Origin of the sequence: Thalassoglobus neptunius (assembly GCF_007859735.1) — a bacterium.
Lineage (GTDB): Bacteria > Planctomycetota > Planctomycetia > Planctomycetales > Planctomycetaceae > Thalassoglobus > Thalassoglobus neptunius.
This window is the reverse complement of sequence record NZ_SIHI01000037.1, coordinates 1-22,124: the sequence shown is the minus strand read 5'-3', so window position 1 is coordinate 22,124 and position 22,124 is coordinate 1. Positions and strand designations below refer to the sequence as shown.

16 protein-coding genes are annotated in these 22,124 nt (G+C 52.6%); 12 read left to right on the top strand and 4 right to left on the bottom strand.

Annotated elements, in window-relative coordinates; genetic code table 11:
* Nucleotides 1-59 precede the first annotated feature (59 nt).
* On the bottom strand, nucleotides 60-1,745 hold the full coding sequence (locus tag KOR42_RS21855; RefSeq protein WP_146511966.1) for a type VI secretion protein IcmF/TssM N-terminal domain-containing protein: 1,686 nt from the start codon (nucleotides 1,743-1,745) through the stop codon (nucleotides 60-62).
* 72 nt (nucleotides 1,746-1,817) lie between these two features.
* Nucleotides 1,818-6,527 carry a hypothetical protein gene (locus KOR42_RS21850; RefSeq protein ID WP_146511965.1) on the bottom strand — a complete coding sequence of 1,570 codons (4,710 nt, stop codon included), beginning with the start codon at nucleotides 6,525-6,527 and terminating at the stop codon, nucleotides 1,818-1,820.
* 627 nt (nucleotides 6,528-7,154) lie between these two features.
* Between KOR42_RS21850 and sucC the strand changes: the two genes are divergently transcribed.
* Nucleotides 7,155-8,342 carry an ADP-forming succinate--CoA ligase subunit beta gene (gene sucC, locus KOR42_RS21845; RefSeq protein WP_146511964.1) on the top strand — a complete coding sequence of 396 codons (1,188 nt, stop codon included), beginning with the start codon at nucleotides 7,155-7,157 and terminating at the stop codon, nucleotides 8,340-8,342.
* 15 nt (nucleotides 8,343-8,357) lie between these two features.
* Here sucC and KOR42_RS21840 read toward each other — a convergent pair whose 3' ends face one another.
* Nucleotides 8,358-10,970 carry a M48 family metallopeptidase gene (locus KOR42_RS21840; RefSeq protein WP_197441437.1) on the bottom strand — a complete coding sequence of 871 codons (2,613 nt, stop codon included), beginning with the start codon at nucleotides 10,968-10,970 and terminating at the stop codon, nucleotides 8,358-8,360.
* Nucleotides 10,971-10,992: 22 nt separating this feature from the next.
* A complete protein-coding gene (locus tag KOR42_RS21835) occupies nucleotides 10,993-12,015 on the bottom strand; it encodes an ABC transporter ATP-binding protein (RefSeq protein ID WP_146511962.1) in 1,023 nt (340 codons plus the stop codon).
* A gap of 323 nt (nucleotides 12,016-12,338) precedes the next feature.
* On the opposite strand from KOR42_RS21835, the gene KOR42_RS21830 reads away from it, so the two are divergent.
* The 11 genes from KOR42_RS21830 to KOR42_RS21780 all read left to right on the top strand — a co-directional run bounded on the left by KOR42_RS21830 (nucleotide 12,339) and on the right by KOR42_RS21780 (nucleotide 22,006).
* Complete coding sequence (locus tag KOR42_RS21830) at nucleotides 12,339-12,656, top strand: YkgJ family cysteine cluster protein (protein WP_146511961.1); 318 nt, start codon at nucleotides 12,339-12,341, stop codon at nucleotides 12,654-12,656.
* Between the two features lie 224 nt (nucleotides 12,657-12,880).
* The gene (locus KOR42_RS21825; protein WP_146511960.1) at nucleotides 12,881-14,728 is read left to right on the top strand and encodes a divalent metal cation transporter; all 1,848 of its coding nucleotides are present in this window, start codon (nucleotides 12,881-12,883) and stop codon (nucleotides 14,726-14,728) included.
* Nucleotides 14,729-14,784: 56 nt separating this feature from the next.
* Complete coding sequence (locus KOR42_RS21820) at nucleotides 14,785-16,221, top strand: MFS transporter (RefSeq protein WP_146511959.1); 1,437 nt, start codon at nucleotides 14,785-14,787, stop codon at nucleotides 16,219-16,221.
* 3 nt (nucleotides 16,222-16,224) lie between these two features.
* On the top strand, nucleotides 16,225-18,033 hold the full coding sequence (locus tag KOR42_RS21815; protein WP_146511958.1) for an NCS2 family permease: 1,809 nt from the start codon (nucleotides 16,225-16,227) through the stop codon (nucleotides 18,031-18,033).
* Nucleotides 18,034-18,333: 300 nt separating this feature from the next.
* Nucleotides 18,334-18,780 carry a hypothetical protein gene (locus KOR42_RS21810; protein WP_146511957.1) on the top strand — a complete coding sequence of 149 codons (447 nt, stop codon included), beginning with the start codon at nucleotides 18,334-18,336 and terminating at the stop codon, nucleotides 18,778-18,780.
* A gap of 292 nt (nucleotides 18,781-19,072) precedes the next feature.
* Nucleotides 19,073-19,342 (top strand): hypothetical protein, encoded by a 270-nt coding sequence (locus KOR42_RS21805; protein ID WP_146511956.1) that lies wholly within the window; start codon nucleotides 19,073-19,075, stop codon nucleotides 19,340-19,342.
* A 154-nt stretch (nucleotides 19,343-19,496) separates the two neighbouring features.
* Nucleotides 19,497-19,784 (top strand): hypothetical protein, encoded by a 288-nt coding sequence (locus tag KOR42_RS21800; protein WP_146511955.1) that lies wholly within the window; start codon nucleotides 19,497-19,499, stop codon nucleotides 19,782-19,784.
* 153 nt (nucleotides 19,785-19,937) lie between these two features.
* Complete coding sequence (locus KOR42_RS21795; RefSeq protein ID WP_146511954.1) at nucleotides 19,938-20,297, top strand: hypothetical protein; 360 nt, start codon at nucleotides 19,938-19,940, stop codon at nucleotides 20,295-20,297.
* 115 nt (nucleotides 20,298-20,412) lie between these two features.
* Nucleotides 20,413-20,814, top strand: coding sequence for a hypothetical protein (locus tag KOR42_RS21790; RefSeq protein ID WP_146511953.1), 402 nt, complete (start codon nucleotides 20,413-20,415; stop codon nucleotides 20,812-20,814).
* Between the two features lie 174 nt (nucleotides 20,815-20,988).
* A complete protein-coding gene (locus KOR42_RS21785; RefSeq protein ID WP_146511952.1) occupies nucleotides 20,989-21,447 on the top strand; it encodes a hypothetical protein in 459 nt (152 codons plus the stop codon).
* A gap of 184 nt (nucleotides 21,448-21,631) precedes the next feature.
* On the top strand, nucleotides 21,632-22,006 hold the full coding sequence (locus tag KOR42_RS21780) for a hypothetical protein (RefSeq protein ID WP_146511951.1): 375 nt from the start codon (nucleotides 21,632-21,634) through the stop codon (nucleotides 22,004-22,006).
* The last annotated feature ends 118 nt before the right edge of the window (nucleotides 22,007-22,124 follow it).

Below are 22,124 nucleotides of genomic sequence, written 5' to 3'. Positions count from 1 at the left end.
ACGCAAAGCAATTTTGTGTTTGCCTGTGCGAACTCGCGAAGTCCATTTCCAAAACTAATTTAGTCGCCGAGCAGTTGATAAACGAGAAACGCATTGACCGCTCCCATCACGACTGACGAAGCAATCAACAGGTTTGAGTATGTCTTGTTGCGGCTGATGGTGTGGGCAAGATCCGGAGACCATGCCACATCACCTTCCGTTTCGACCATTCGGTCGAGAACACCGCGAATGAATCCTTGCTCGGTTGCGCCTTCTCCGGTCGCAAAGAAGTAACATCCCGCGAGACGGCATTCGGGCTCGGTCAGCTGGGAGAAACTTTCTCGAAGGAGAACGGTCATCGCGTCGCGTCGTTCGCGGATTGAGCACAACATGTGGAAGAGTTTGAGATTGTCCTTCGCATTGATATCTGCGGAGAAGGCAGTGTATGTCCATCCCCGGAACCAGTTCATGGAACGATCGAGCAACCAGTCCATGCTGCTGGCATCGATCACTGCTCCGGTGGCAAATCGGGAACCAGCTCGAGATTGGCGGATTCCCGGTTGAATCCGTTCCACGCGAATCATGTATTCCTTCAAGCCCGGCAACGAGTCGAGTTCGGAGAAGGCGACAGTGACCGGAAATTGAAGGTGAAGCGATTCGTGAATTGTTTCGAGATCGATTCGAACAGCGGGCGCGAGTTTGCGGGCTTGATCTGTGGAAGTGGTCCAGGAGATCGGGATTACCTGCAGCAGTCCATTGATCGGACAATAGGGAAACCGCGACTCATTGATGAGTTCGCAGAAGAAGTCCATGCGTCGCTGAGCGACTTCTGATTCGACAGTGTCGATCGGTGCGACCTGTTTTTTCCCGTATCCTTTGCGTTCCGCTGCGCCTCCAGAGAAAGACTGCATGGCGGCTTTCATTCCTCCGGGAGTCATCGTCGCTTTAGCGAGTGCTGATCCAATCGATCGAAGCGTTCCACCGGTGCGAGCGGGAGGCTGCATGGCGGCACTCGGCATCGTTCCGCTCGGTGCGGTGCCCGTCGGAATGGAAGGAGGAGCTTGTCCAACGGACTTCGCAGTTCCTGTGCCTGCCTTGGCTGAATCCATGATATTGGAAATCTCACCAGCCACGATCGTGCGGTTCCCGATGTTCGACGGCGGAGCAGAGGTTGGAGTTCCCCCTGCAGAGACTGGAACGACTTTTCCCTGCTGACAGCTGACAGCACCGACTCCGACGCACGAGACAAAGATTCCTTCCGAATAAGCGTAAACACGGAGTGGGGATTTTGATTCGTTCTGTGACGGTGAGATGACTTGCCAATCAATTCCGGATGCTTCCAGAAAGACGCTTCGCTCCTGCTGGGGAGTCAGTCCGTTGATGATGAACAGAGGAAGTTCGTCGATGGGAAGCCCCTCCGCTTCGAGTTCGGCAATGGCTTCTCGCCATGGGCGTTCGATGTCGGAGAATTCGCCCTCTTCTTCGATTCCGAGGATTTCGAGCAAATAGAGGATGACCCGAACGATGGCGTACCCGAGCAGAAAGACAATTCCACACCAGTAGTCGTTGACCCACTCTAACCGGCCGTGGCCCATGACAGGCAGCTGAGTCCATTGCTGAATCTGCGGAGTGAACCAGCCGAGAATCAGTGCAATCAGCACGACGAGCGTGTAATGCACAATGCGAAAGATCAGAACCGATCCGACAGCCGACTTCGGGACCACTCCGAAGATCCATCGAAACCATGAAAGCAACCTCGAAAACATCTCAATTGTCCAACTTGGGGAATGTTCGCATTTTAAGAGGGTGTCGACTGACCGCGTTCATCTGTGGTTCGGTCAGGGAATCGTTACTGTTTGTGGCGGCAAATCCGGGCCGGGAACTTTGAGGTCCACTTCCTTCGGTCCTCCGGAGCCACCCGAATAAAGGTTGGTCCAGGTCACCTGATAAGTTCCCTCTTCCAGTTTGGGGAAGGTGACCGACTTCTTCTGTTTGGCCTTCGTTCCAATCGGAGCTCCATTGGGGCCGGTGAGTGTCACATCGAAGAAACTGTTGCTTGAAATTGTGATTGTCAGGTCACGGAATTTTGGAGAATTGTCTGGTTCTTTGGCTTTCATCGACCTTTGCACGAGCGTGACCGGTTGTTCGAGTGTGGAACTCGTTCCGACGCGGTTGGTGGCAATGATCTTTAGCTTCAATGGCTTCCGCTGTATTCGTGTCGATGGAGGAATCTCTGGAAGGAGGCTCGAAGGAATCACAAACTCGGCAAGCTGTTCGGCATTGGATGAGTTTCCACGAGGCCGCAATCGGGCAGGGACTGATACTTCAGGAGTGGCTTGGATGGTGACGGTCTCGATTCCTGTTTGCGGATCAGAGACTCTCAGAACTCCGCGAATACCCTTCTGGACGTCAAACTCTTCTGGGGCATTGTCCCATCTGATTTCGGGGCCGGTGGCATCCACAATCAGTCGGGACGTTGTGCTGGCGATGGGGACATCGCCGTTGACGGGGGTGAGTGTCGATTGAAACTCATACAGCCCTTCGCCGAGTCCGAAGTCGTTGAGGACGGGCGTGACCAGTTCCACATTGGCTGAGGTTGTTTTGACGAGCCATGTCGATTCTGGCCCCGGAGCCGCAATGACCGTTCTTGCAAAGCGGTCGGTGAGCGCGAAGTTCCGCAGCGGCAGGCTGTTTTGACCTTCTGGAACGAGCCGGATGTTGTAGTTGACTTTGCGTTCAGATGGCAAAAGCGTGTCGGCGGTGAAGGGTTGATACCAGATGGAGGGTTCCAGGACGAATTGCACGGACTGTTTCTCTCCATTCGCACCCGACAAGACGATGACGTTCGTTCCGTCCACGACTTCCAGGCGTGTTTGGCTTCCTTCTGGAGTCTGAAATGAGAGGGCTGTCCGAATTTCCGGGCGGTTATTGAGGCTGCCGAGTTGTACGAGTCCGCCGGATCGGGAAACACGCCATTGGACGAGATGATTCAGCCCGGCAATGTTGAGTCCGAATTCCAAATCCTGTTCGTCGGTTGTTTCGATAAACTGCTCGACTTCGGGACCAAAGTCAGCGACGAGCGTATACCCCTCCTCAGGGACAGTGGGGAGAGCGGGAGGTTCTTTCAAGAGATAGCTTCGCAAACCGGTTGAGAGATTGAGTTGAACCGGAATCGCTTTGGGAGGAAAGAGGTTGGGGGCGATGTCGCGTTTTCGTCGAATGGGAATTTGGAGTCGATGCAAACGACGATCGTAGCTCGGTTCTCCGATTTCGACGTATCCGCCTGATTCCCCATCTCGAACATCAACCGGGTCAATAAATCGGGGCACAATCGATAGCCAGACCGATTCATCGCTCTTGTTGGAGGATGATTGCTGCGGTCGAACTTCGACTGCGAAGCCGCGCGTCAGGTTTGTCTCGGTCACTGTCTCAGGTGCTGGACTTTCACCTTCAGCGGGAAGGACGAGTGGCACAGCGACTCGATTTTCCCCGGACGGAAATTGCAGCGAGAGTTGCTGGTTCCATAAAGCCGATTGTGGCTTGAGCGACTCATCCAACGAATACAACATGACGTTGACGGTTTCGTCGAATGAGTTCTCTGGCTTCTCCAGTTCGAGGCGAACGACTAGAGGCTCTTTCCCTGTATTTGGAGGAAAATCGACAAGCTTTCTCGAATCACTGAGATCGACGTAATTCAGGGGAACGCCGTTTGCCGAGATTCTCAGTTTCCATCCGGACGGAGTGAAGCCTGCCCGTGTCGAAACCGTTTGCAGCCCGTAAACGATTCCTTCCGGAGATATGAGGGCCACGATTGGAGACGCTTCACCGTCAAACTGATTGGGATTCGCCCGCAACGTCACTTCTTCTTCAGCGTTTGTCAATTCGTTCCAGGGTTCCGAGGTCACTACTTCGACTCCAGGAACGTTGAGCTTCAGTTCGTCGGAGTAGACAAGCACTCGGCTGTCTTGAGGAGCGTCGACGTGAATCCTTGCGATTTGATCATCTCCGATGATGACCTGATCAGAGACGCTCCACTGAAACGGTTCATCTGCGATTCGGGAGTTCGGGAAGTTGTCGCGATAGACGACGCCATACATCGTGGGGGCGAATTGGACATGCCTGCGGAGATCTTCGTCAACGAGTTCCTGAACCAGCGAATCGTCAGCGTCTTCGAATGACCAAAGCTGATTGTCTTCAACCTCAGTGAACCCGGAATTGATTCCGTCGAGCAGTTTTGCTTCGATGGCGAGCAATTGCTGAGAAGAAGCGTCATTCGCAATTGCATCGACGAACTCCTTCCAATCTTGTTTTAGCTTCAACGTGTCCTCCGGAGCGAGGCCGAGTTCGTCGAGAATTCGGATCGCTGCGAAGCTTGACATGACCGGTCGTGCCGAAGTTGTTGTGGAGTATTGGTCTCGAACACGAAGTTCGAAGGGCCAGCAGGCATTGATCCGGGGCAATCGTCTTTCGACTTCTGAGCGGATACTCGATCGAACACGCTGGCGGTCCACTCCATCGAGTAAGTCCAGAAACTCTTGAGCATCTTCACGCGAGACACGTGATCCGGTTGCCTGGGTCAGGTTGTCTTCGCTGAACCCGTCGAAGTTCGACAATTTCGCCAGGGGCGTCACACTTCCGGATTCCGACAGCATCTCGTCATAGTTTTTGGCCAGCAAGAGGCTGAGGGTGAGCATCTCAGACCGTTGTTTCGCCTCGCCTGACCTCTTTGCCAGTTCGGTCTGAAGTTGACGGTCAATCTGAGTCATCAGACGACGAGTTTGTTCAACGTCACGTTGAACCAGTGTCGCGACGACAGGATAGTTGTTCCCACCGAGGATCAACCAGCGTTCTGCGGCGGTGAGTGATCGCAGTGCCTGACTCAAGTCCGGTGCGATGTCTGCGTGGATGCTTTGATGAATTGCCTTGCTACTTTCGGGAACAAACCCGATGGAGGTCTGCAACAACCGTGTTCGCATCATCAGCACATCGACGATGGTGGCGAATTGCTCCGGAGTCCAGCTTTCCTGAGCGTTCTTGAGAACCTCATCCAGAAAGAGGAACTGATGCGGCCATTCTCTTGATCGCCAGCCAGTTTTTCCGCCGAAACGCGAGAAGAAGGATTGCAATTTGGTTTGTAGATTGACGAGTTCCTGGAGTTCTTCGGGCGTCTTCGCCGTCCCCAAGGCTCGCAGTGACTCAAAGTAATTCAAGAGCGAAGAGACGAGAGCGGTTCGGGCGCTCAGGTCCTCGAATTGTTCGAAGAGTTTCTGGTCTCGCCCGTCGCCTTGGCCTTCATCAATGACTTGCTCCATGACCGTTTGGAACGAACTCGATGACTCCGGGGCTTCCAGGTTCAGGATTGGAATCCATCCGGAGAAGAGGCTGCTGCTTTGGTCTGCCTGAGATGGACTGACTTGCTGAATCAGCCGATTCAACTGGTCAATTTTTCTGGCGACGAGTTCCTCGTATTCCGGATTCAAGTTGGTGTTGTGTCGCAGGACATATTGAGCATCTCGAATCAGCTGATCCGCTGTCCGCCAATTGCCGACGGTGAGAGATTTTGAGCGGTCGAGAATTATGAGATCTCGCAGTTCTTGTTCGAGCGTCGCGAGCCGTTCCACAAAACTCGGATCACTCCCTTCTGCGAGTGCGTCCTGATCGTTGGGTTCCGGTTTCTTCTCGGTGGAATCGGTCTCGTCTTCAGTGGTTTCACTCTCATCCGAAGGATAAACATAGGAGTGAGTCAGAAGCTCTTGAGGATCGGAGGTCGTCTCTTGACTGGAGACTTGAAACACTTCGACGGTTTGTTGTACTCCCGAGGATCTTGCTGCCTTCGAGACTTCTTCTGTGACAAAGTCCACGAGTTCAGAGACGGTTTCAAGCTTGCCGTTGCGGAACGCTTCGGCGACTTGAGAGGCGAAAAGTGTCCCGCCGAATTGAGGGCAATCGGTCTGCTTTGACGAATTCCCGTCTTCGACGACCGTCGGCTGGCTGATTTGACCGGGGGCCGTCGATGTCAGGAGAGTCAATTCGAGATCCGGAAACCGCTCTTGAGCTGAGTCCAGTGTCGCTTGGATCAGTTCGACCGCGAAGTTGGTCTCCGAGGCGATCCGAAGATCCGGAAACTGATGAGACAGGTCCATCAGTAAAACGATGCGTTCGGTCTTGAGAGATGCGAGTTGATCGATCAACTCTTGGAATGGAATTTTGTTCGGGCTGTTGGAGAAGCGAATTCCCAGTTCAGCTTCGCCGCTCGCTCCATTCATCGCCACCTGATGTCCGGTGACGAAGGCGATGAGGATCCCGTTTGGATGAAGTTCTTCAGAGGATTCGAGTTTCTGCAGATCGTCCGCAGTCACGACCGGATGAAAGTGAAAGTCCGGCGACGCCTCAGCCACTCGCTCGAAGACATCGGTCAGTTCTTTGAGATCAAGATTGATCGGCAGATTGAGAACGTCATCGTCGATGGACCCGGATTGACCGATGATCAGGAGATCGACTTGAGTTTGGGGTTTGGGCAGGCAAAGCCAGATCACAAGAGCAATCATTCCGACGAGTGCCGCAATTGGAATTGCTGCGCTCGGTCGTGCTCGGGAGTTCTTGTTCGATGTCGCTCCCGCTCGCCAACTTCGTTTCCTGGACGGTGATCCCACAACTTTCCCCGGAAGTTTTTGCCCTCAGTTAACGCGTTGAGGGGATAATTGAGTCTACAACGGTTCTCTATCGATGGTAGCAATCGGTCCAGAATGAGAGAAGGTCCGATTGCTTCCGATTCGGGGTTGGTACCCGGACAGCGGCCAATGAGTAAAGATTGCTTCGGAATGAACGATCGAATTCATGAATCCAGCTGTTTTCGCTGAGTCGCCTGCGTGAGACTGCTGGCAGAGTAGAATTTCGTCCGCTATGATCCGCAACCGCAGATGATCGCTCAGCCTGCGCGTGTATGGAAGATCTGAAGAAACGGGTCGACGAGAGCTGTTTGCTCTTTTCTGTGCACTCGCCTGAACGATTTGATCTGGCGTTCCAATGTTTGTCCGTGAGAGTTCAGGAATCCTCTTTCGGGAAGACACTGGAGGCGATTCGAACACCTCAAGTCATATTGTTTTGAAGTCTTCATCGAATCAGAGGCAACTTCAGGACCGGCACGATTCGGCTGCGTAAAGGAAATTGAAACCATGAAGATTCACGAGTTCCAGGCCAAACAGCTTTTTGCAACCGCCAATGTTCCGGTTCCTCAAGGAGTGGTGGTCACATCGCCACAGGATGCAGGAAAAGCGTTCGATGAACTGGGCACTCCTGTCGCTGTTGTGAAATCGCAAATTCATGCGGGGGGACGCGGAAAGGGACGATTCAAAGAACATCCCGAGCAAGCTGGTGTGGTGTTGGTCAAATCGCGGGAAGAAGCGATTGCCAACGCGGAACGAATGCTCGGATCGACACTCGTGACGATCCAGACAGGAGAAGAAGGAAAGCAGGTCAGCACCCTGTACGTTGAACAGGGGCTCGACATCGCCCGGGAGCTGTACTTTGGGATCGTCGTCGATCGCGAATCCGGATTGCCTTGCATCATTGCCTCAGCAGAAGGTGGAATGGCGATCGAAGAGTTGGCTGAAGAGCATCCGGAGAAGATTATTCGCATCGAATACGATCCTGGAGAAGGATTGCAGGCGTTTCAGGTCCGGAAACTCGCCTACGCTCTCGAACTCGACAAAGCGGCTCAGAAGTCGGCAATGTCGTTCTTCCCGAAACTCTGCAAGTTCTTTGCAGACAACGATTGCAGCATGGTCGAAATTAATCCGCTCGTTGTCACTGGAAGCGGAGACCTTCTGGCGTTGGACGCGAAAGTGTCGTTCGACGACAACGCGATGTTCCGTCACAAGAACTTCGATGAGTTGCGTGATTTGAGCGAAGAAGAGCCGAATGAAGTCAAAGCTCAAGACGCCGGACTGAGCTATGTGAAGCTGGAAGGCAACATTGGCTGTCTGGTCAATGGGGCAGGGCTCGCGATGAGCACGATGGACCTCATTAAGCTTCACGGCGGAGAGCCCGCCAACTTTCTGGATGTCGGTGGCGGAGCGAACGTCGATCAAGTGACTGAAGCCTTCCGCATCATTCTGTCGGACGAGAACGTGAAGGCTGTTCTCGTGAATATCTTCGGCGGAATCATGAAGTGCGACACAATTGTCGAAGCACTTCTTGCCGCGTACGACAAAATTGGAATCACTGTCCCGCTTGTCGTTCGGCTTGAAGGGACGAACGTGGAAGTCGCTCGAAAGATGCTTGCCGATTCCGGGAAGAAAATCATCACTGCGACTGATTTGACGGACGCAGCCCAGAAAGTCGTCGCGACGTTGAGTGCCTAAATCAGAGCAAAAGCCTTATTCGGATTCCTGCGACTCGTCATACCAGTTCGCAGAATCCGAGGTGAGGACTTCTCCAGATTCTTCAGGATCAGCCAAAGAGGTTGAAGGTTTCTCTTCGACCTCTTTAGCGATTTTTTCGACGTGCTGGGTTTCGGCGGAGAGGAATGAGTACGTCGCTGCATTGATCCGTTTCTTCGCCTCGACCAGAGTTTCCGCGGCGAGTTTCGGATCGCCGAATCGGTATTCGAGTTCCGCTTGAAGCAGCGTTAAGAACGCGTCTCCGGGGGCCAGTCGATTGGCTTCCTTCCATTTCTCTCTCGCGAGTTCGGGGGCATCGCGATCAATTGCAACGGCACAGTCGAGCGCGAAGACCGACGGCGAATCGGGCATCAATTGCTCAATCTGGCGGGCAGCTTTGTCAACCAGCTCAATCTTGCCTTGAAGTCGATAACACCTCGCGGCAATTGCTTTCGGTGAGACATCTTTCCGCAGGTCGTCACGAACTTCATCGAGGAGTTCCAATGCTCGGTCGAATTCTCCGCGATCGAGATACATCATCGATTGCGTAACCCAGGGATGTTTAAACTTGGGAAATTGGGAACGAAGCTCTGACATTTCTGAGATGGATTCTTCCTTCCCCCCGGACATCCAGCGAGCGAGGATCAGGTCGTGCCGGAGCGCGGCATCATCACGAATCGCTTTCGAGGATTTTTCCCCAAGTGCGATGGCATCGTCCCAGCGACGTTGGTGCATTGCCAATCGAATTTTCGATGCGGTCGAACGCTTTCCTTTCCATGTGGCGAAAGCCAGGTAGCCGAAGTACAAGACGATCGCACAGATGATGAGGTTCGGGCTGATACTGAAATCGTCAGAGGATTCTTGAAAGAGCATCAAGCCGCCAACTCCCAGAGCGCAGATGAGAATCAGCTGAATAGCCGACCACTTCCCTTTCCGACCGGGGACATTCTGCTTTCGACGGTGTTCCGCTTTGACATCTTTACGGAGGGCGAGATTCAGCGTCATGATCGGTGTCAGCACGACGGCGAGGAGAACCATTGCACGCACAATGCTGCCAATCCCAGTCAGGGGGAGCATGGTGACGATCACCATCACAGCGATCCAACAAGCGAATGCAATCCGGGCTCCGTTTCGTCGAAGCCTCGCTGTCCGTTCGGACCATGAAACAGTCGGGTGGTCATCCAGTTCCGTTTCATTCGAGATCGCTTGCAGGCGTTCTTCGTGTGAAGGATGTGTGGCCATTGAATAGGCGAGGAACGAGGCCCAGCCCGTGTTTCTCAACATCGATCCGTGATGAATTTTGTCGAGCGCGGAAATAGATGCTTCCGGCCCTACGATTTTTGCAGCCCGGCGATCGCTGTCGAATTCGAAGTAGCGACTGATGACTCTTCCAAGGCCCATGTAGACCGCCATCATGAAAAGCATTGCCGAAAGAAATCCCCACCAGGTCGATGAGATCACGGCGAGAGCCCAGCACAAGCAAACGGTCGCGGGGTAATACCAAAGCGAGCCACTGGCGATGTGACCGAGTTCATGAGCAACAATTGCGTCTCTCTCTTCGCCTGACAAACGCATCAGAATTCCGTCGCTGATCGTGAGTGACGGTTTCGGCAACCCTCCTGCAAACCCTTGAAACGCGAGGTTCCCGTTCGGTGTCGGAATCAGACGGGCGATCGGGGCTTCGATCTCCATATCGGTACTGATTTCTTTAAGTCTCTGCTGAAATTCGGCGTCTTCGATGATCGGCATCGCCTCCGTGGATCCAACCCATCGAGTCGGAGGCAAAAGGTATAGCGACGACCATAAGACAGCCAGAATCGACGACACGACTGTCGTTCCGAGTACGCGCAGGTAGTTGATGTCATTCCCGAACTGCCAGAAAATCCCCATTCCCACCAGAAACGGCAAGACTTGGAGAATAGCGAGTCCGAATGCGGCAATGAGGAGTTCTCTCCAGGTGCCCTTGCCTTCGATCCGCTGCCGGTTTCCAATCCAGGTGTTGAGTCCGAACACAGCGGCGAACCAGAGCACGCATGCGCCCATGAGGGCGAGGCCGAAGGTGAGCCTGTTCTCCATCTGGTCTTCAACCCACGATTCCATTGTCCCTGCGCCGAGAAACGACAAGAAGTTCGTTTCGGGGAGTAATTGAATTGTCAGCGCTGAGCCATCCTGAATTTTGCCGACTTGTTCACGTGCCCGATCGGCGAGTTCGAACTCCCCACGATTTTCGTAACACTTCGCCTGCTCCAAAAGGAGCCACACCTTGACCCCGGTATCTTCTTCGTGTTTGAGAAGTCGGTCGATCTGTTTCAGGGCACGCGAATCATCTCCCGTCGACGAATAGAGTGTCACCAAGTAGTAGCGTGTTGACCGTTCGATCGAAGGGTCAAGATTCGGAGTTGAGAGCAGCGATTCAAGCAGGGAAATTGATTGCTCGGGCTCTCCATCTTCCTGCAATTGTGCAGCGTCACTCAAAACTTCCCAAGCTGGGTCATCAAAATCATCTGCGATCAGGCAACTCGATGTGACCAGAAAAAATGAGATGAAAACCGCTACAGCAGAGAGTCGTCGGTGACGGAGGACTCTGAACGCATTTGGTAGGATTTTCATCATGAGACTCGCTGTCATCACATCAGGGCATTTGATCTCTGGTTTGACTGACTCCAACGGAAGCGTTCGCATCGGTGGCTGAGAAGACTTCGGCGATGACTTCCTCGAGCGGTCGGTCCTGGACGCCGACATCTTCGATTCGATATTCCGTTAGTAGAGTTGAAAGGACCGTCGGGACACGCTGGCGGTCGACTTCAATTCGAACTCGCGGTCCATTTTGCTCGAGGACAGTTCCGAATCTCGCAAGGTCCGACGCGGCTTGTCCAGCTGCAAATTGCAACTGGATGATTTTGTGTTTGCTGAACTGATCGATGATCCCGGCCAATGATCCGTCGTGTTTGATTTCTCCGTCGTTGATGATCACAGCCCGCGAACAGAGGGCTTCGACATCCTTCATGTAATGGCTGGTGAGGATGACCGTGATCTTCTGTTCGGCCTGATAATAGCGGAGAAATTCCTGGACTTTGCGTTGCGAGACCACATCGAGGCCAATTGTCGGTTCGTCGAGAAGGAGGACTTCCGGGCTGTGGAGCAGGGCGGCGATCAATTCCATTCGCATCCGCTCTCCAAGCGAAAGTTCCCGGACTGGCTGGCCGACGAGATCCTGGACTTCGAGAAGTTCGGTCAATTCAGAGAGTCGGTTCTGAAAAGCGGACGGATCGATGCGGTAAATTTCTTTGTGTAGCTGAAAGGATTCCTGAGCAGGTAAATCCCACCAGAGTTGGTTCTTTTGTCCCATGACGAGGGAAAAACGACGACGAAACGTGTTGGAGCGTTCCCACGGCGTAAATCCCAAAACCTGTGCGTCGCCGGATGTAGGAACGATCAGCCCGGACAGCAGCTTCAGAGTGGTCGTTTTTCCTGCCCCGTTCGGTCCGAGAAATGCAATCATTTCGCCGGTTTCAATTTGAAAACTGACGTCCCGAACAGCGCGAACGGTTTTGTATTCTCTGTGGAAGAGTCCTCGAAGTGAGGCGAGAATTCCCTCGTGTTTTTGGTACACGCGGTAAGTTTTAGAAAGATTGTTTGCTTCAATCGCGAGCATGAGAGACTAAGAACCATTCCGATCGTTCGAGTTGTTCCATGAAGAGTAGTGACCATTCGAACAGACTGCCACTGCTTCGGGTTTGAGAAACTTCGAAGACCGGACTTTCGACACATCCTCGCCCCGGTCCCAAAATGACCTCCAATCGAGACCAAGATTCTTCGTCGGCTGTCTGCACGATTTGAATCCTCATGAGGACTCTCTATTCTGAACGAAAATTGACGTCCCTGCGAGCCGGTCGTTTTTGGGAATTCGCAGGAACGTGTCCGGTGACGTCGATGGTTGAATGAGGTAGCTGAGAGAAGTGGATTTATCTTTTGTCGATGTCTGAACTGCCGATTGTCGAGAGTTGTGATGACTGCGGAGCCTGTTGTTCTGTCGTGCCTGTTCCTCCATTTGTCATGCAGGATGGGATTCACGAGGCGGTGAAGAAGGACGTTCCGGACGATCTCTTGCAGGAAGTTCTGGCAGTCTGGGACCTTCGGCTCTATCTTCCGCCGGATTTCTGTATGTGGTTCGATGTCGACCGCAAGGTTTGCCGTCATTATGAATACCGCCCTCAAGCTTGTCGCAACTTCGAGTTGAACAGTCCTGCCTGCCATGCGACGCGGGATATGTTGAAGATCGATGGCGCTCCCTGAGGTTTCGCCATTGGCGGTTTTTCAAGCGTCAGTCATCGCTCAGACAACACCATGTACGTCAGTCGTCTTTCCGGGGACAGATTCGTCTTTTTCGGTGAGTCCGATTTCGCGATTGCTTGCGTCCAGTCGAAATGCCCGATACGTTGACCGTTCGCTCTGTAGATCGGTGTCTTTTGATCAATCGATCTGCCTTCCTTCCTGTCTTTGATGACGAGACACGATTCATGACGAATCCCGCTCCAGTTGATGGCTCAGACAATAGCGTCCCTCAGGTTGAAAAAGATCGGGCCATGATTAATGAGGCTCGAACCAGGGGGACTGGCCCTCTGTTTTGGGCTTTTACAAAGCTTTCCGGCCCCGGTTGGCTGCAGAGTGCGATCACGCTTGGTGGTGGTTCACTGGGAGGAAGTTTGTATCTCGGCGTCCTTGCCGGATACAGCCTGATGTGGCTTCAGCCGCTGGCGATGGCGCTCGGAATTATCATGCTGAGCGCGATTGGCTACGTTGCGCTGTCCACCGGAGAGAAGCCGTTTCGATCGATCAATCAACACGTCAGTCCTGTGTTGGGATGGGGGTGGATTCTCGCAACAGTGATGGCCAACTTTGTCTGGTGTATGCCGCAATACACTTTGGGAACGGCAGCGATTCAGCAGAATCTGATGCCTCATGTTCTGGGCAAAGAAGCAATCGACGCCAAGATTTCCGATGCTGGAACGACCGATGCCAAAGAAGTGGAAGCAATCACCAATCGGGAAAAGTTGTCTAACAACCTGTATTGTGCGACTTTTCTGTTTGTCAGTGCTTCGATCGTCGTTCTGTTTTACGGTTCAGGCGGATGGGGGATTCGGCTGTTCGAAGTTCTTCTGAAGTGTCTGGTCGGTGTGGTGGTCCTCAGTTTCTTCGGAGTGGTCATCAAGATGTCACTGGAAGGACTTCTTGATTGGGGAACCATTCTCTCTGGATTCGTTCCGGACGTGAAAATGCTCAGTCAACCGAGTCCTGGCTTTGAATCAATGCTCGCAGCGACGGGAGAGTTCCGCGAGTTCTGGACGAATCGAATCGTCAGCAATCAGCAGCAAGTCATGATCACCGCAGCTGCGACGGCAGTCGGGATCAACATGACATTCCTTCTTCCTTATTCAATGCTTCAGCGCGGGTGGGATCACGATTTTCGGGGGCTCGCAATCTTCGATTTGAGTACGGGGCTTCTCATTCCGTTTATGCTGGCCACTGGTTGTGTCGTCATCGCATCGGCCAGTCAGTTTCATGCGAAACCTGAGAGTGGGCTGGTTGAACTCTATCGTCCGACTGAAGATGCACCCGCTCCGGCGCCGAATCTTGTGGGCGGCTTCAATGGCATTCTTGATCAGCGACTGGCTCAAGGGGAACATGCTGACGAGGTGAAAACTCTGCTCAAAGAGCTTTCCGCAGAATCAACAAACGACGAACGAAAGGCTGAGATCAACAAGCGCCTCGACGAACTTCGAGCGGAACTGCCAACCGCCGATCTTCAAATGGCAGCGGCACTGGTCAATCGGGATGCCTTTAATCTCGCCAATTCTCTGGAAGGACTGGTTGGAGCCACGACAGCTCAGAAGGTCTTTGGGATCGGAGTGTTGGGCATGGCGATATCAACGATCATTATTCTGATGCTGATCAATGGGTTCGCGATTTGTGAGATTTTTGGTGTCGAGCCGAAAGGCTGGACATTCCGGTTTGGTGCACTCGCAGCTGGGCTTGTCGGCTCGCTGGGACCATTCTTCTGGAGTAAAGCAGCCGTGTGGCTTGTCGTTCCAACGTCAATGTTCGGAATGGTGCTCCTGCCGATTGCCTATTGGACCTTCTTCTTCATGATGAACTCACGAAGTCTGCTTGGAGAAGATATTCCGAAAGGATTGGCCAGAATTCGGTGGAATGTCTTAATGCTCATCGCTGCGGGACTCGCAACCTTCGGCAGCCTTTATAGTATTTACGCAAGTAAGTACCCCACGATCGGATTCATCGCACTCGGTGGATTTGTTGTTGCCGCAGTCATGGGAACATTGATGAAGAAAGCGTCTCCCGCGGAATGACGTGTGGTTGAGACGAAAAATCTTAGATTGCGGAATCCAGCCAGAAATTGACATCTATGAACAGCTTCAACTTCGTCCGTCTCTCGATCATGATGTTTCTCCAGTTTTTCGTTTGGGGAGCGTGGTATGTGACGGCTCCAAACTATCTGGGAACGATCGGATTTGATTCCACCGACTTTGGATGGACTTATTCCGTTGGGCCGATCGCGGGAATTATTACTCCGCTTCTGGTCGGTATGGTGGCGGATCGGTTCTTCTCTGCTCAGAAAGTGCTGGGGGTGATGCATCTCACCGGGGCAGCACTCATGTATTTCGCGACGACACAGATGATCGTGGAAGATCCCTCTCCCGGGATTATTAACTTCCTCTTCTTCGGTCACATGCTCGCTTACTATCCGACGCTTGCGCTGTCGAACACAGTTGCGATGCGTAATATGACCGATCCGGAGAGGGAGTTTCCCTATATCCGCGTGTTCGGAACAATTGGCTGGATCGCCGCCGGTTTTCTGTTGAGCGTTCAGGGTTGGGGAACACAAATCGACATGTTCTATCTTGCAGCGGGAGCAGCTGCGATTCTCGGACTCTTCAGTTTCATTCTTCCGAACACTCCTCCCGAGACCAAGGGGACTCCGACGCTGCGAGAGATCTTTGGCCTGGATGCACTCGTCCTTTTGAAGGACCGCAACTATCTCATCTTCGTGGTTTCATCGATGCTGATCTGTATTCCGCTCGCGTTCTACTACCAGATCGCAAGTCGGGTTGTGGAGATGGTCGATTTCAGCCAGTTCGGATTCATTCAGACCATCCAGAACATGATGCAGATGGGCGATGTGATCGGTGCGACAATGGCTCTTGGACAGGTCTCCGAAATCTTCTTCATGCTCGTGATGCCGTTCTTCTTCGTTCGGCTTGGCGTCAAGTGGATGCTCGCATTCGGAATGCTGGCGTGGGTCGCTCGCTATGCATTGTTTGCTTTGGGAGCACCGACTGAGGTTCACTGGATGATTCTGATCGGGATCGTCCTTCACGGGATTTGCTACGACTTCTTCTTCGTCACCGGACAGATTTATACCGACCGAAAAGCTCCACAGCCGATCCGTGCTCAGGCTCAAGGGCTGCTGGTGATGTTGACTCTTGGGGTTGGAATGTTGATTGGTGCCCAAACGGCCGGCGTGATTGAAGGTCAGCACACCACCAAAGAGTCACAGGAGTTGAAAAAACTGGTCGTTGCCAAAGGGGATGAAATCGAGACAGCGGAAGATCAAGGTGCCCCAGAAGATGAAATCGCAACTCTCCAGGACGAGAAGGCAGCCTTGAGAAAACAGGAACTGCAGGCGATTGAATGGAAACCGTTGTGGGCAAAGCCTGCAATTTTCGCAGCCGTGATTATGGTTCTGTTTGTCTTGTTGTTCCACGACAAGGTGCGAACAGAGGAAGAGGTCGCTGAGGGTAAGCTCGACGAATCAGCGACACCAGAAACGAACCTTTCATAGCACATGAAATACTTCGTCAAACGCGATCTCGATGGTTTCTTCGGGCTATTCGTTGATAACCTCGTCCAGCTATTGATCATCATTTCGTTCTGCACCGCGCTTTGCGGGATGACTGGTGATAAGAGTGCGCTGCTGTACCAACTCATTCTTCCAGGTGCGGCAGTCAGCATTCTGCTGGGGAACGTCTTTTACGCGTGGCAAGCTCATCGACTGGCCAAGAAAACTGGTCGAGACGATGTAACGGCGCTGCCATACGGGATTAATACACCCTCGCTGATTGTCTTCGTCTTCTTTGTGATTAAACCGGTCTATGACGAGACCGGCGATGCCACGCTCGCCTGGAAGATGGGATTAATCGCGTGCCTGGGAAGTGGAGTGATCGAACTTCTCGGTGCGTTCGTCGCTGGGAGTCTCAGAAAGTGCACTCCGCGGGCAGCATTGTTGTCGACGCTGGCAGGGATCGCTCTCGGGTTCATCTCGATGACGTTTGCACTGCAGATTTTCAACAAACCGTTCGTTGCGATGCTTCCGCTTGCAATTGTGCTCATCGGTTTGTTTTCGCAGATTCGCCTTCCGCTTGGGCTGCCGAGTGGTTTTCTCGCCGTGCTCATTGGAACCGCATCGGCCTGGCTGCTGACGGTGGTGAAAGGGTCTGTCAGCGGGCTGCCAGAGTGGGTGACCTACGGGGCAGGGAATCCTGAATCAGTCGCTATCGCTTCGAAACAGGTCGGTTTGATGCTGCCCACCTGGGTCTGGGAAGAAATTCGTCCGATCCTCTTCGACTACACTCAGTGGTTGCCATTTCTTTCTGTGATTATTCCGATGGGGCTCTTCAACGTCATTGGGAGCCTTCAGAATATTGAATCCGCAGAAGCGGCGGGGGACTCATACCCGACAGCTCCGAGTATGGTTGCCAATGGAGTAGGGACGATCATCGCAGCCTTGTTCGGCAGTTGCTTTCCTACGACGATTTACATCGGCCATCCGGGATGGAAAGAACTGGGAGCCCGGGCGGGTTATTCAACACTCAACGGAATTGTGATTGTCGCATTCTGTCTGAGTGGACTGGTTGGTCTCTGTGCGGCGATTATTCCCCTGGAAGCGGGGGCTGCGATCGTCTTGTGGATCGGAATTATTATTACGGCTCAAGCGTTTCGTGCCGTCCCTGAGGGTCATGCTCCAGCAGTTGCGATCGGACTTTTTCCGGCCATCGCTGCGTGGGGAGCCACGGTCATGATGGGAACCGTACTCGTTTCGAATGGCCGCTCGCTTGCCGAAATCATCAGTCCGCCGTCTCCTGCTGCTAAGATGGAGGACGCCACGACTGAGACCTCGGAAGTCGCTGAATCTGTGATTGAAACAGATCCTGCCAATGTCGTTGAGCCGGTCGAAGATGTCGATCAGATTGTCAGTGAAGTGAGTGTTGAAGTTCCAACACGAACGGTGATCGATGTCGGTCATCCCACGGCAGAAGTGAATGGCTTCCTGGTTCATGGTCTTTTGCTGATGGAGAGAGGGTATATCTTCACATGTATGATCCTGTCAGCGACCTGCGCCTGTCTCATTGATCGAAAGTTTGTTGCCGCTGGGATTTGGATGTTGGTTGCTTCGTTTTTGACGTGGCTTGGTGCGATGCATGCCTACCAGGTTCATCATGGGATGGCATTCGATTTTCTCTTCCGGTTCGTGGCACCAGTTGATGGAGCCAGCTTCTATCGGGCCAACGATATTGCGATCGGCTATCTCGCATGCGGGATTCTGTTTCTCGCACTTTCTTCCTGGTTGAAGCGACAGCCGACGCAGTCGCATTGATACACATGAAATGTGGAAACTGATCACTGTCAGGGGCGTTTCTGTTTTCGATTGCTGACAGCATTTCTCGACCAGTGCAATGTGCTTTGGGGTGATTCGGACTGACATGGAGTCATTCGCCTGAGGCATGAATTTGCTGACTGTGTGCAACCGTGTCGGATGGGGTAACTGGACGCTCACCGACATAAAAACGTACAGGTCGATATGAAATTCAACGGATTGAATCTTGAACAACAACCATTGCATTCATTCACCCTTCAACGTTTTCAACGTTTTCAACGTTCCCCACTCACCTTGCAGATGAAGCCGCTTCCTCTTGGGTTTCAGAGACAACTCCGCCAGCGAGGCATTTTTCCGCCGGTTCCTCCCGCGAAAATTCTTCGTGACTCGTCGGGTAAGCCTCTCCGTGACCAGAATGGTCAAGCTCTGACTCAATCTGACGTGACGGATTCGAAGTTCATCGAACAGACTGAACTTTATCACCAACGAGTTGCAGTTCTGGCGATCGTCGAGTCATTGCAGAGTGATCCACACATTGAGTTTGAAACAAAGCTCAATGGAGAGACGCCGGAAGGTTGGGCTCAATTTGCTGACGCGGTCTTTGAAGAGTTTGAGGCAGCTGGGCTCACTACCGGAGATTTGGTCGCCATCTGCGATGAAATCTGTCGGATCGGCAATCTTCTGAATCAGGATCTGGTGCGTGAGCAGGCAAATTTTTCGGAGTCGATCGCGAACGGTTCCAGTTGAGTGAATCGCTTCATCTTCCGAGAAATGTGCACTTCTGGATTCTTCGCACGTGTGAGCGTTTTTCCATGTCGGTCAAGGAATTCGATCAACTCCCTTACGAACAGCAAGTTCAGCTGTTGGCTTTTAATGCGGTTCGAACCATGGAAGAACATGCTCGGACATAAATCAGTTTGATGGTTTCTTGATACAGGCCGGAACGCGTTTCATCGCATGCCTGAAATCTCTTTGCGTGTCTCGGTGAATGTGTCTTCACGAGACGTCCTTGAAACAAGCTTTAGATGCGAGCCTCACGATGTCCGACCTTTCCGATCTTGAACATGTTTCGGGAGATGAACTGACTCCTGTTCAGATTCGTGGCATTCTCAATCAAATCGATCTCGACATTACGAATCTGGTCCGAGACGGGAAACTCGCCGCGATCAACTATTCCGTTGCGGGCGACAGCGGGGTCACGACCAATCGGGCTGCCAATCTTCAGGCGCTGTTGACCGCACGTCAGTACTATCAAAGTCTGCTGAATGAGATTCCATCGTTTCAAATTTCGCAAGCCAGTTTGGAATAGTGATCTTTTGAGTTTAGCTTGAAGTGAACGAGACATCTGAATGCCTGCCTGTACGCAGTCTTTCGGTCACTTCGTAAACATCTTTGTCTCGAGATCGCGGCGATTCGCTTGAGCGATTGCAGTCTTCATTCAATGAGGCGAGGGCGGAGCAACCATGAAAATGGACTCAACAGAGCAGCGACGAACAATTGGATTCAGCATGAAAGAACCGTTGATGACGGATGAGACCCTTGACCGAATTATGGAGTCGCTTTGCGAAATCAATGTCCACCTGGAAGGGTTGCGGGTCACGATGTCAGGATTGATCGAGGATCGAACTGACCATGAGGTGCGACTGAGGCGAGTCGAACGCTGGAAGCACCACCTGAGTCCAGTGTTGATCGCAGCGACTTTCCTGCTGGGCGTGATTACTACTGAAGTTGTCGAGCGTTTTCTTCACTAGCTGCCTGGCTGGGGGATCTTCACTCACTCACTTGTTTGTTGCACTCGGTGAATGTCGGGAACGCGACTTCGGTGGCACTCACTCCGAGGCGGGATGGCTTTGATGAGTTGCTGTGACCGCTTTGACACAATTTCTTGAGAAGGCTGGCTCGACATGAACGAAATTCTCAATGCTGATTCCCAGCAAATTTTTCTTGATTGGAGCACACCTGCTGTTTTGCAGCAGCGTGTTCAAACTTTCGACCCGGTCAATGGAAGCCTTGAGCTTCTTGCTGAATCGGTCACCGTCCATGTCATTCCTGGCCCCGATATTGTTCGACGAGATCAGGGAACGGTGGGGCTGAAAAAGTCGACGTCTCGGTCATTCCTTGTGCGAAACGAAGAGCTTCCAGAAGACTGGAACTTGTTGACAGCTGAAATCACGATTCAGGAAAAAGACTATCGAATTGCTTCCGTCGATTCTTCTTTTGTCACGGGGACCGTGGTACTGCAGTGTGAATCGCGAACGGCATAAATTACCGCACTGGCAGTGTCATTCCAGTGCTTGACCTTTGGTGAGAGCGCAAGCGTTTGCATTCTCAGAATGGTGTCGACCGGTTCGACGAAAACTCGAAGTGAATGAGGGATCAATGAAGATCGAATTTCAACCGAGCGGATCAGTGGGTGAATCGCTGAGAAAGTTGAAAGACGACGGAATTTCCGTTGCGCGAAGAGAGTTTGTCGAACGCCTCGTTTCGTCGGTGATTCAGGAAACGCGGTCGCTCAACCCAGTCATGACGGGGCGAAGCCGGGCGGGTTGGGTTGCACCGGGAGCTGCAGGTGATGCCGGGGGCGGAACAGCTGGCGGTGGAAGTGAAGGAACTTTCGATGTTGAGCACTCTTCCCAAGCGACAATGGTTTCGATGACGAACTCGGTTCCCTATGTCGTCTATCTGGAATACGGAACTTCGAAAACAGCCCCGGTGGCAATGGTTCGTAAGTCGATCTCCAGGATCAGTGGTCGAATCGCCTCGCTCTTCCGACTGCGTTAAACAAGTTCATGCAGTTTAATTCTTTCTGGCCGGTGGCTTTAGCGTCGAGATTCGCGTGAGTGGAATGTTGCAAAGCGAGTTCTTATTCACTCGGCTGGCGTTGTATCTTTGCGTGAAAGCGGGTTCTTGTTCGTTGGATCTGCAAGTTAAATGGATTTAGTTAAGAGATAGTTCATGACATCCATCGAAATTGTGTCTGCGCTTCAACGCTACTGGGCACTCAACGGACCTGCTGACATTGCGACGGTGTTTCCGGGAACAGTTCACGATGTCTCTGCGGAATCGATGTGGGGGGAGTTCTGGGTGACGCGAATTCAGGAACCACTCCAACGGTGGACCAGCCCTAAGGCATTCCAGCTTTCTATTGATGTCCATCTCTTCTCGCAATCCTCTGATCCGCAGGCCATTTATGAACTCGCCGATTCAGCTGGGCAGACGCTCGGATCGAAAGTGTTGACAGTCACTTCCGTCGTCGATGAACAACCGATTGGGACTCTGAGGATGTATGAACCAGATCTAAAGGACTTGTCTCGTCCGGAGTCAGTCGGACAACCGCAATCATCTCAGCATCTTTTGCTGACCGTCGGCGCAGTTGCTTTGGACCATCTACATAGTGCTTCTGCTCCCGCATGATTCCGGTTGTTCTACCTAGAATCAAAGTTGTCTGGCTTTGAGTCGGCAGGTTTAAAATTTCGCGTTTGCGATTGCTGGGATTCGACGTTGGTCGTTGGGTTCATGGCGTGTCGTTTTACAAGTTAATTAATTTGAGGTTGTTATTGCAGTTTCGAATATTACACGCAATCTCCGTGATGGGGAGTTGATCATTCGTGACAACGGTGCCGCCGGGTCGATTACGGTCTTGCTGGATGAAGGGGATCTGACCTGGACTGAACGTCGAAACACGATTGAAGTCAAGGATCGAGGCTCGATCGCGGCGGGGCACACTCGCAATGGTGACGATGAGTCGGTCACGTTGAGCTTTACCGCGAAATGGACGCAACTTGTCGGGTATTCGATTGCTCCATCTGATCCTCACCAACTCTACGAGTTCCTCACGTTTCAGCCGGGGGGAGGTGTTGAGAGTACGTCTCCAGCGGGGGAACAGCAGACGTTGACATTCGAGTTTAGCGTGAGTGATCCAGCTGGAGCGGCCAGTGAACGGATTACTTTTCACAAGGTCTATCGGGTGTAGACATCGGTCAGAAAACGTAGCGCTCGACGGAGAGGGTGTGACGGAATAAAAGCGTAGCGCCCAGATGATCACTTGTTGTCAGGTGTTCAGACTTTTGGTTTTCACCATTTGTTTGAAC

Bases quoted from the DNA above. Each gene is read 5' to 3' on its own strand.
- KOR42_RS21835 (WP_146511962.1), bottom strand. From the start codon at position 12,015: ATGCTCGCGATTGAAGCAAACAATCTTTCTAAAACTTACCGCGTGTAC.
- KOR42_RS21805 (WP_146511956.1), top strand. From the start codon at position 19,073: ATGTCCGACCTTTCCGATCTTGAACATGTTTCGGGAGATGAACTGACT.
- KOR42_RS21850 (WP_146511965.1), bottom strand. From the start codon at position 6,527: ATGATTGCTCTTGTGATCTGGCTTTGCCTGCCCAAACCCCAAACTCAA.
- KOR42_RS21855 (WP_146511966.1), bottom strand. From the start codon at position 1,745: ATGTTTTCGAGGTTGCTTTCATGGTTTCGATGGATCTTCGGAGTGGTC.
- KOR42_RS21815 (WP_146511958.1), top strand. From the start codon at position 16,225: ATGAAATACTTCGTCAAACGCGATCTCGATGGTTTCTTCGGGCTATTC.
- KOR42_RS21820 (WP_146511959.1), top strand. From the start codon at position 14,785: ATGAACAGCTTCAACTTCGTCCGTCTCTCGATCATGATGTTTCTCCAG.
- KOR42_RS21790 (WP_146511953.1), top strand. From the start codon at position 20,413: ATGAAGATCGAATTTCAACCGAGCGGATCAGTGGGTGAATCGCTGAGA.
- KOR42_RS21840 (WP_197441437.1), bottom strand. From the start codon at position 10,970: ATGAAAATCCTACCAAATGCGTTCAGAGTCCTCCGTCACCGACGACTC.
- KOR42_RS21810 (WP_146511957.1), top strand. From the start codon at position 18,334: ATGAAGCCGCTTCCTCTTGGGTTTCAGAGACAACTCCGCCAGCGAGGC.
- KOR42_RS21800 (WP_146511955.1), top strand. From the start codon at position 19,497: ATGAAAATGGACTCAACAGAGCAGCGACGAACAATTGGATTCAGCATG.
- KOR42_RS21830 (WP_146511961.1), top strand. From the start codon at position 12,339: ATGTCTGAACTGCCGATTGTCGAGAGTTGTGATGACTGCGGAGCCTGT.
- KOR42_RS21795 (WP_146511954.1), top strand. From the start codon at position 19,938: ATGAACGAAATTCTCAATGCTGATTCCCAGCAAATTTTTCTTGATTGG.
- sucC (WP_146511964.1), top strand. From the start codon at position 7,155: ATGAAGATTCACGAGTTCCAGGCCAAACAGCTTTTTGCAACCGCCAAT.
- KOR42_RS21785 (WP_146511952.1), top strand. From the start codon at position 20,989: ATGACATCCATCGAAATTGTGTCTGCGCTTCAACGCTACTGGGCACTC.
- KOR42_RS21825 (WP_146511960.1), top strand. From the start codon at position 12,881: ATGACGAATCCCGCTCCAGTTGATGGCTCAGACAATAGCGTCCCTCAG.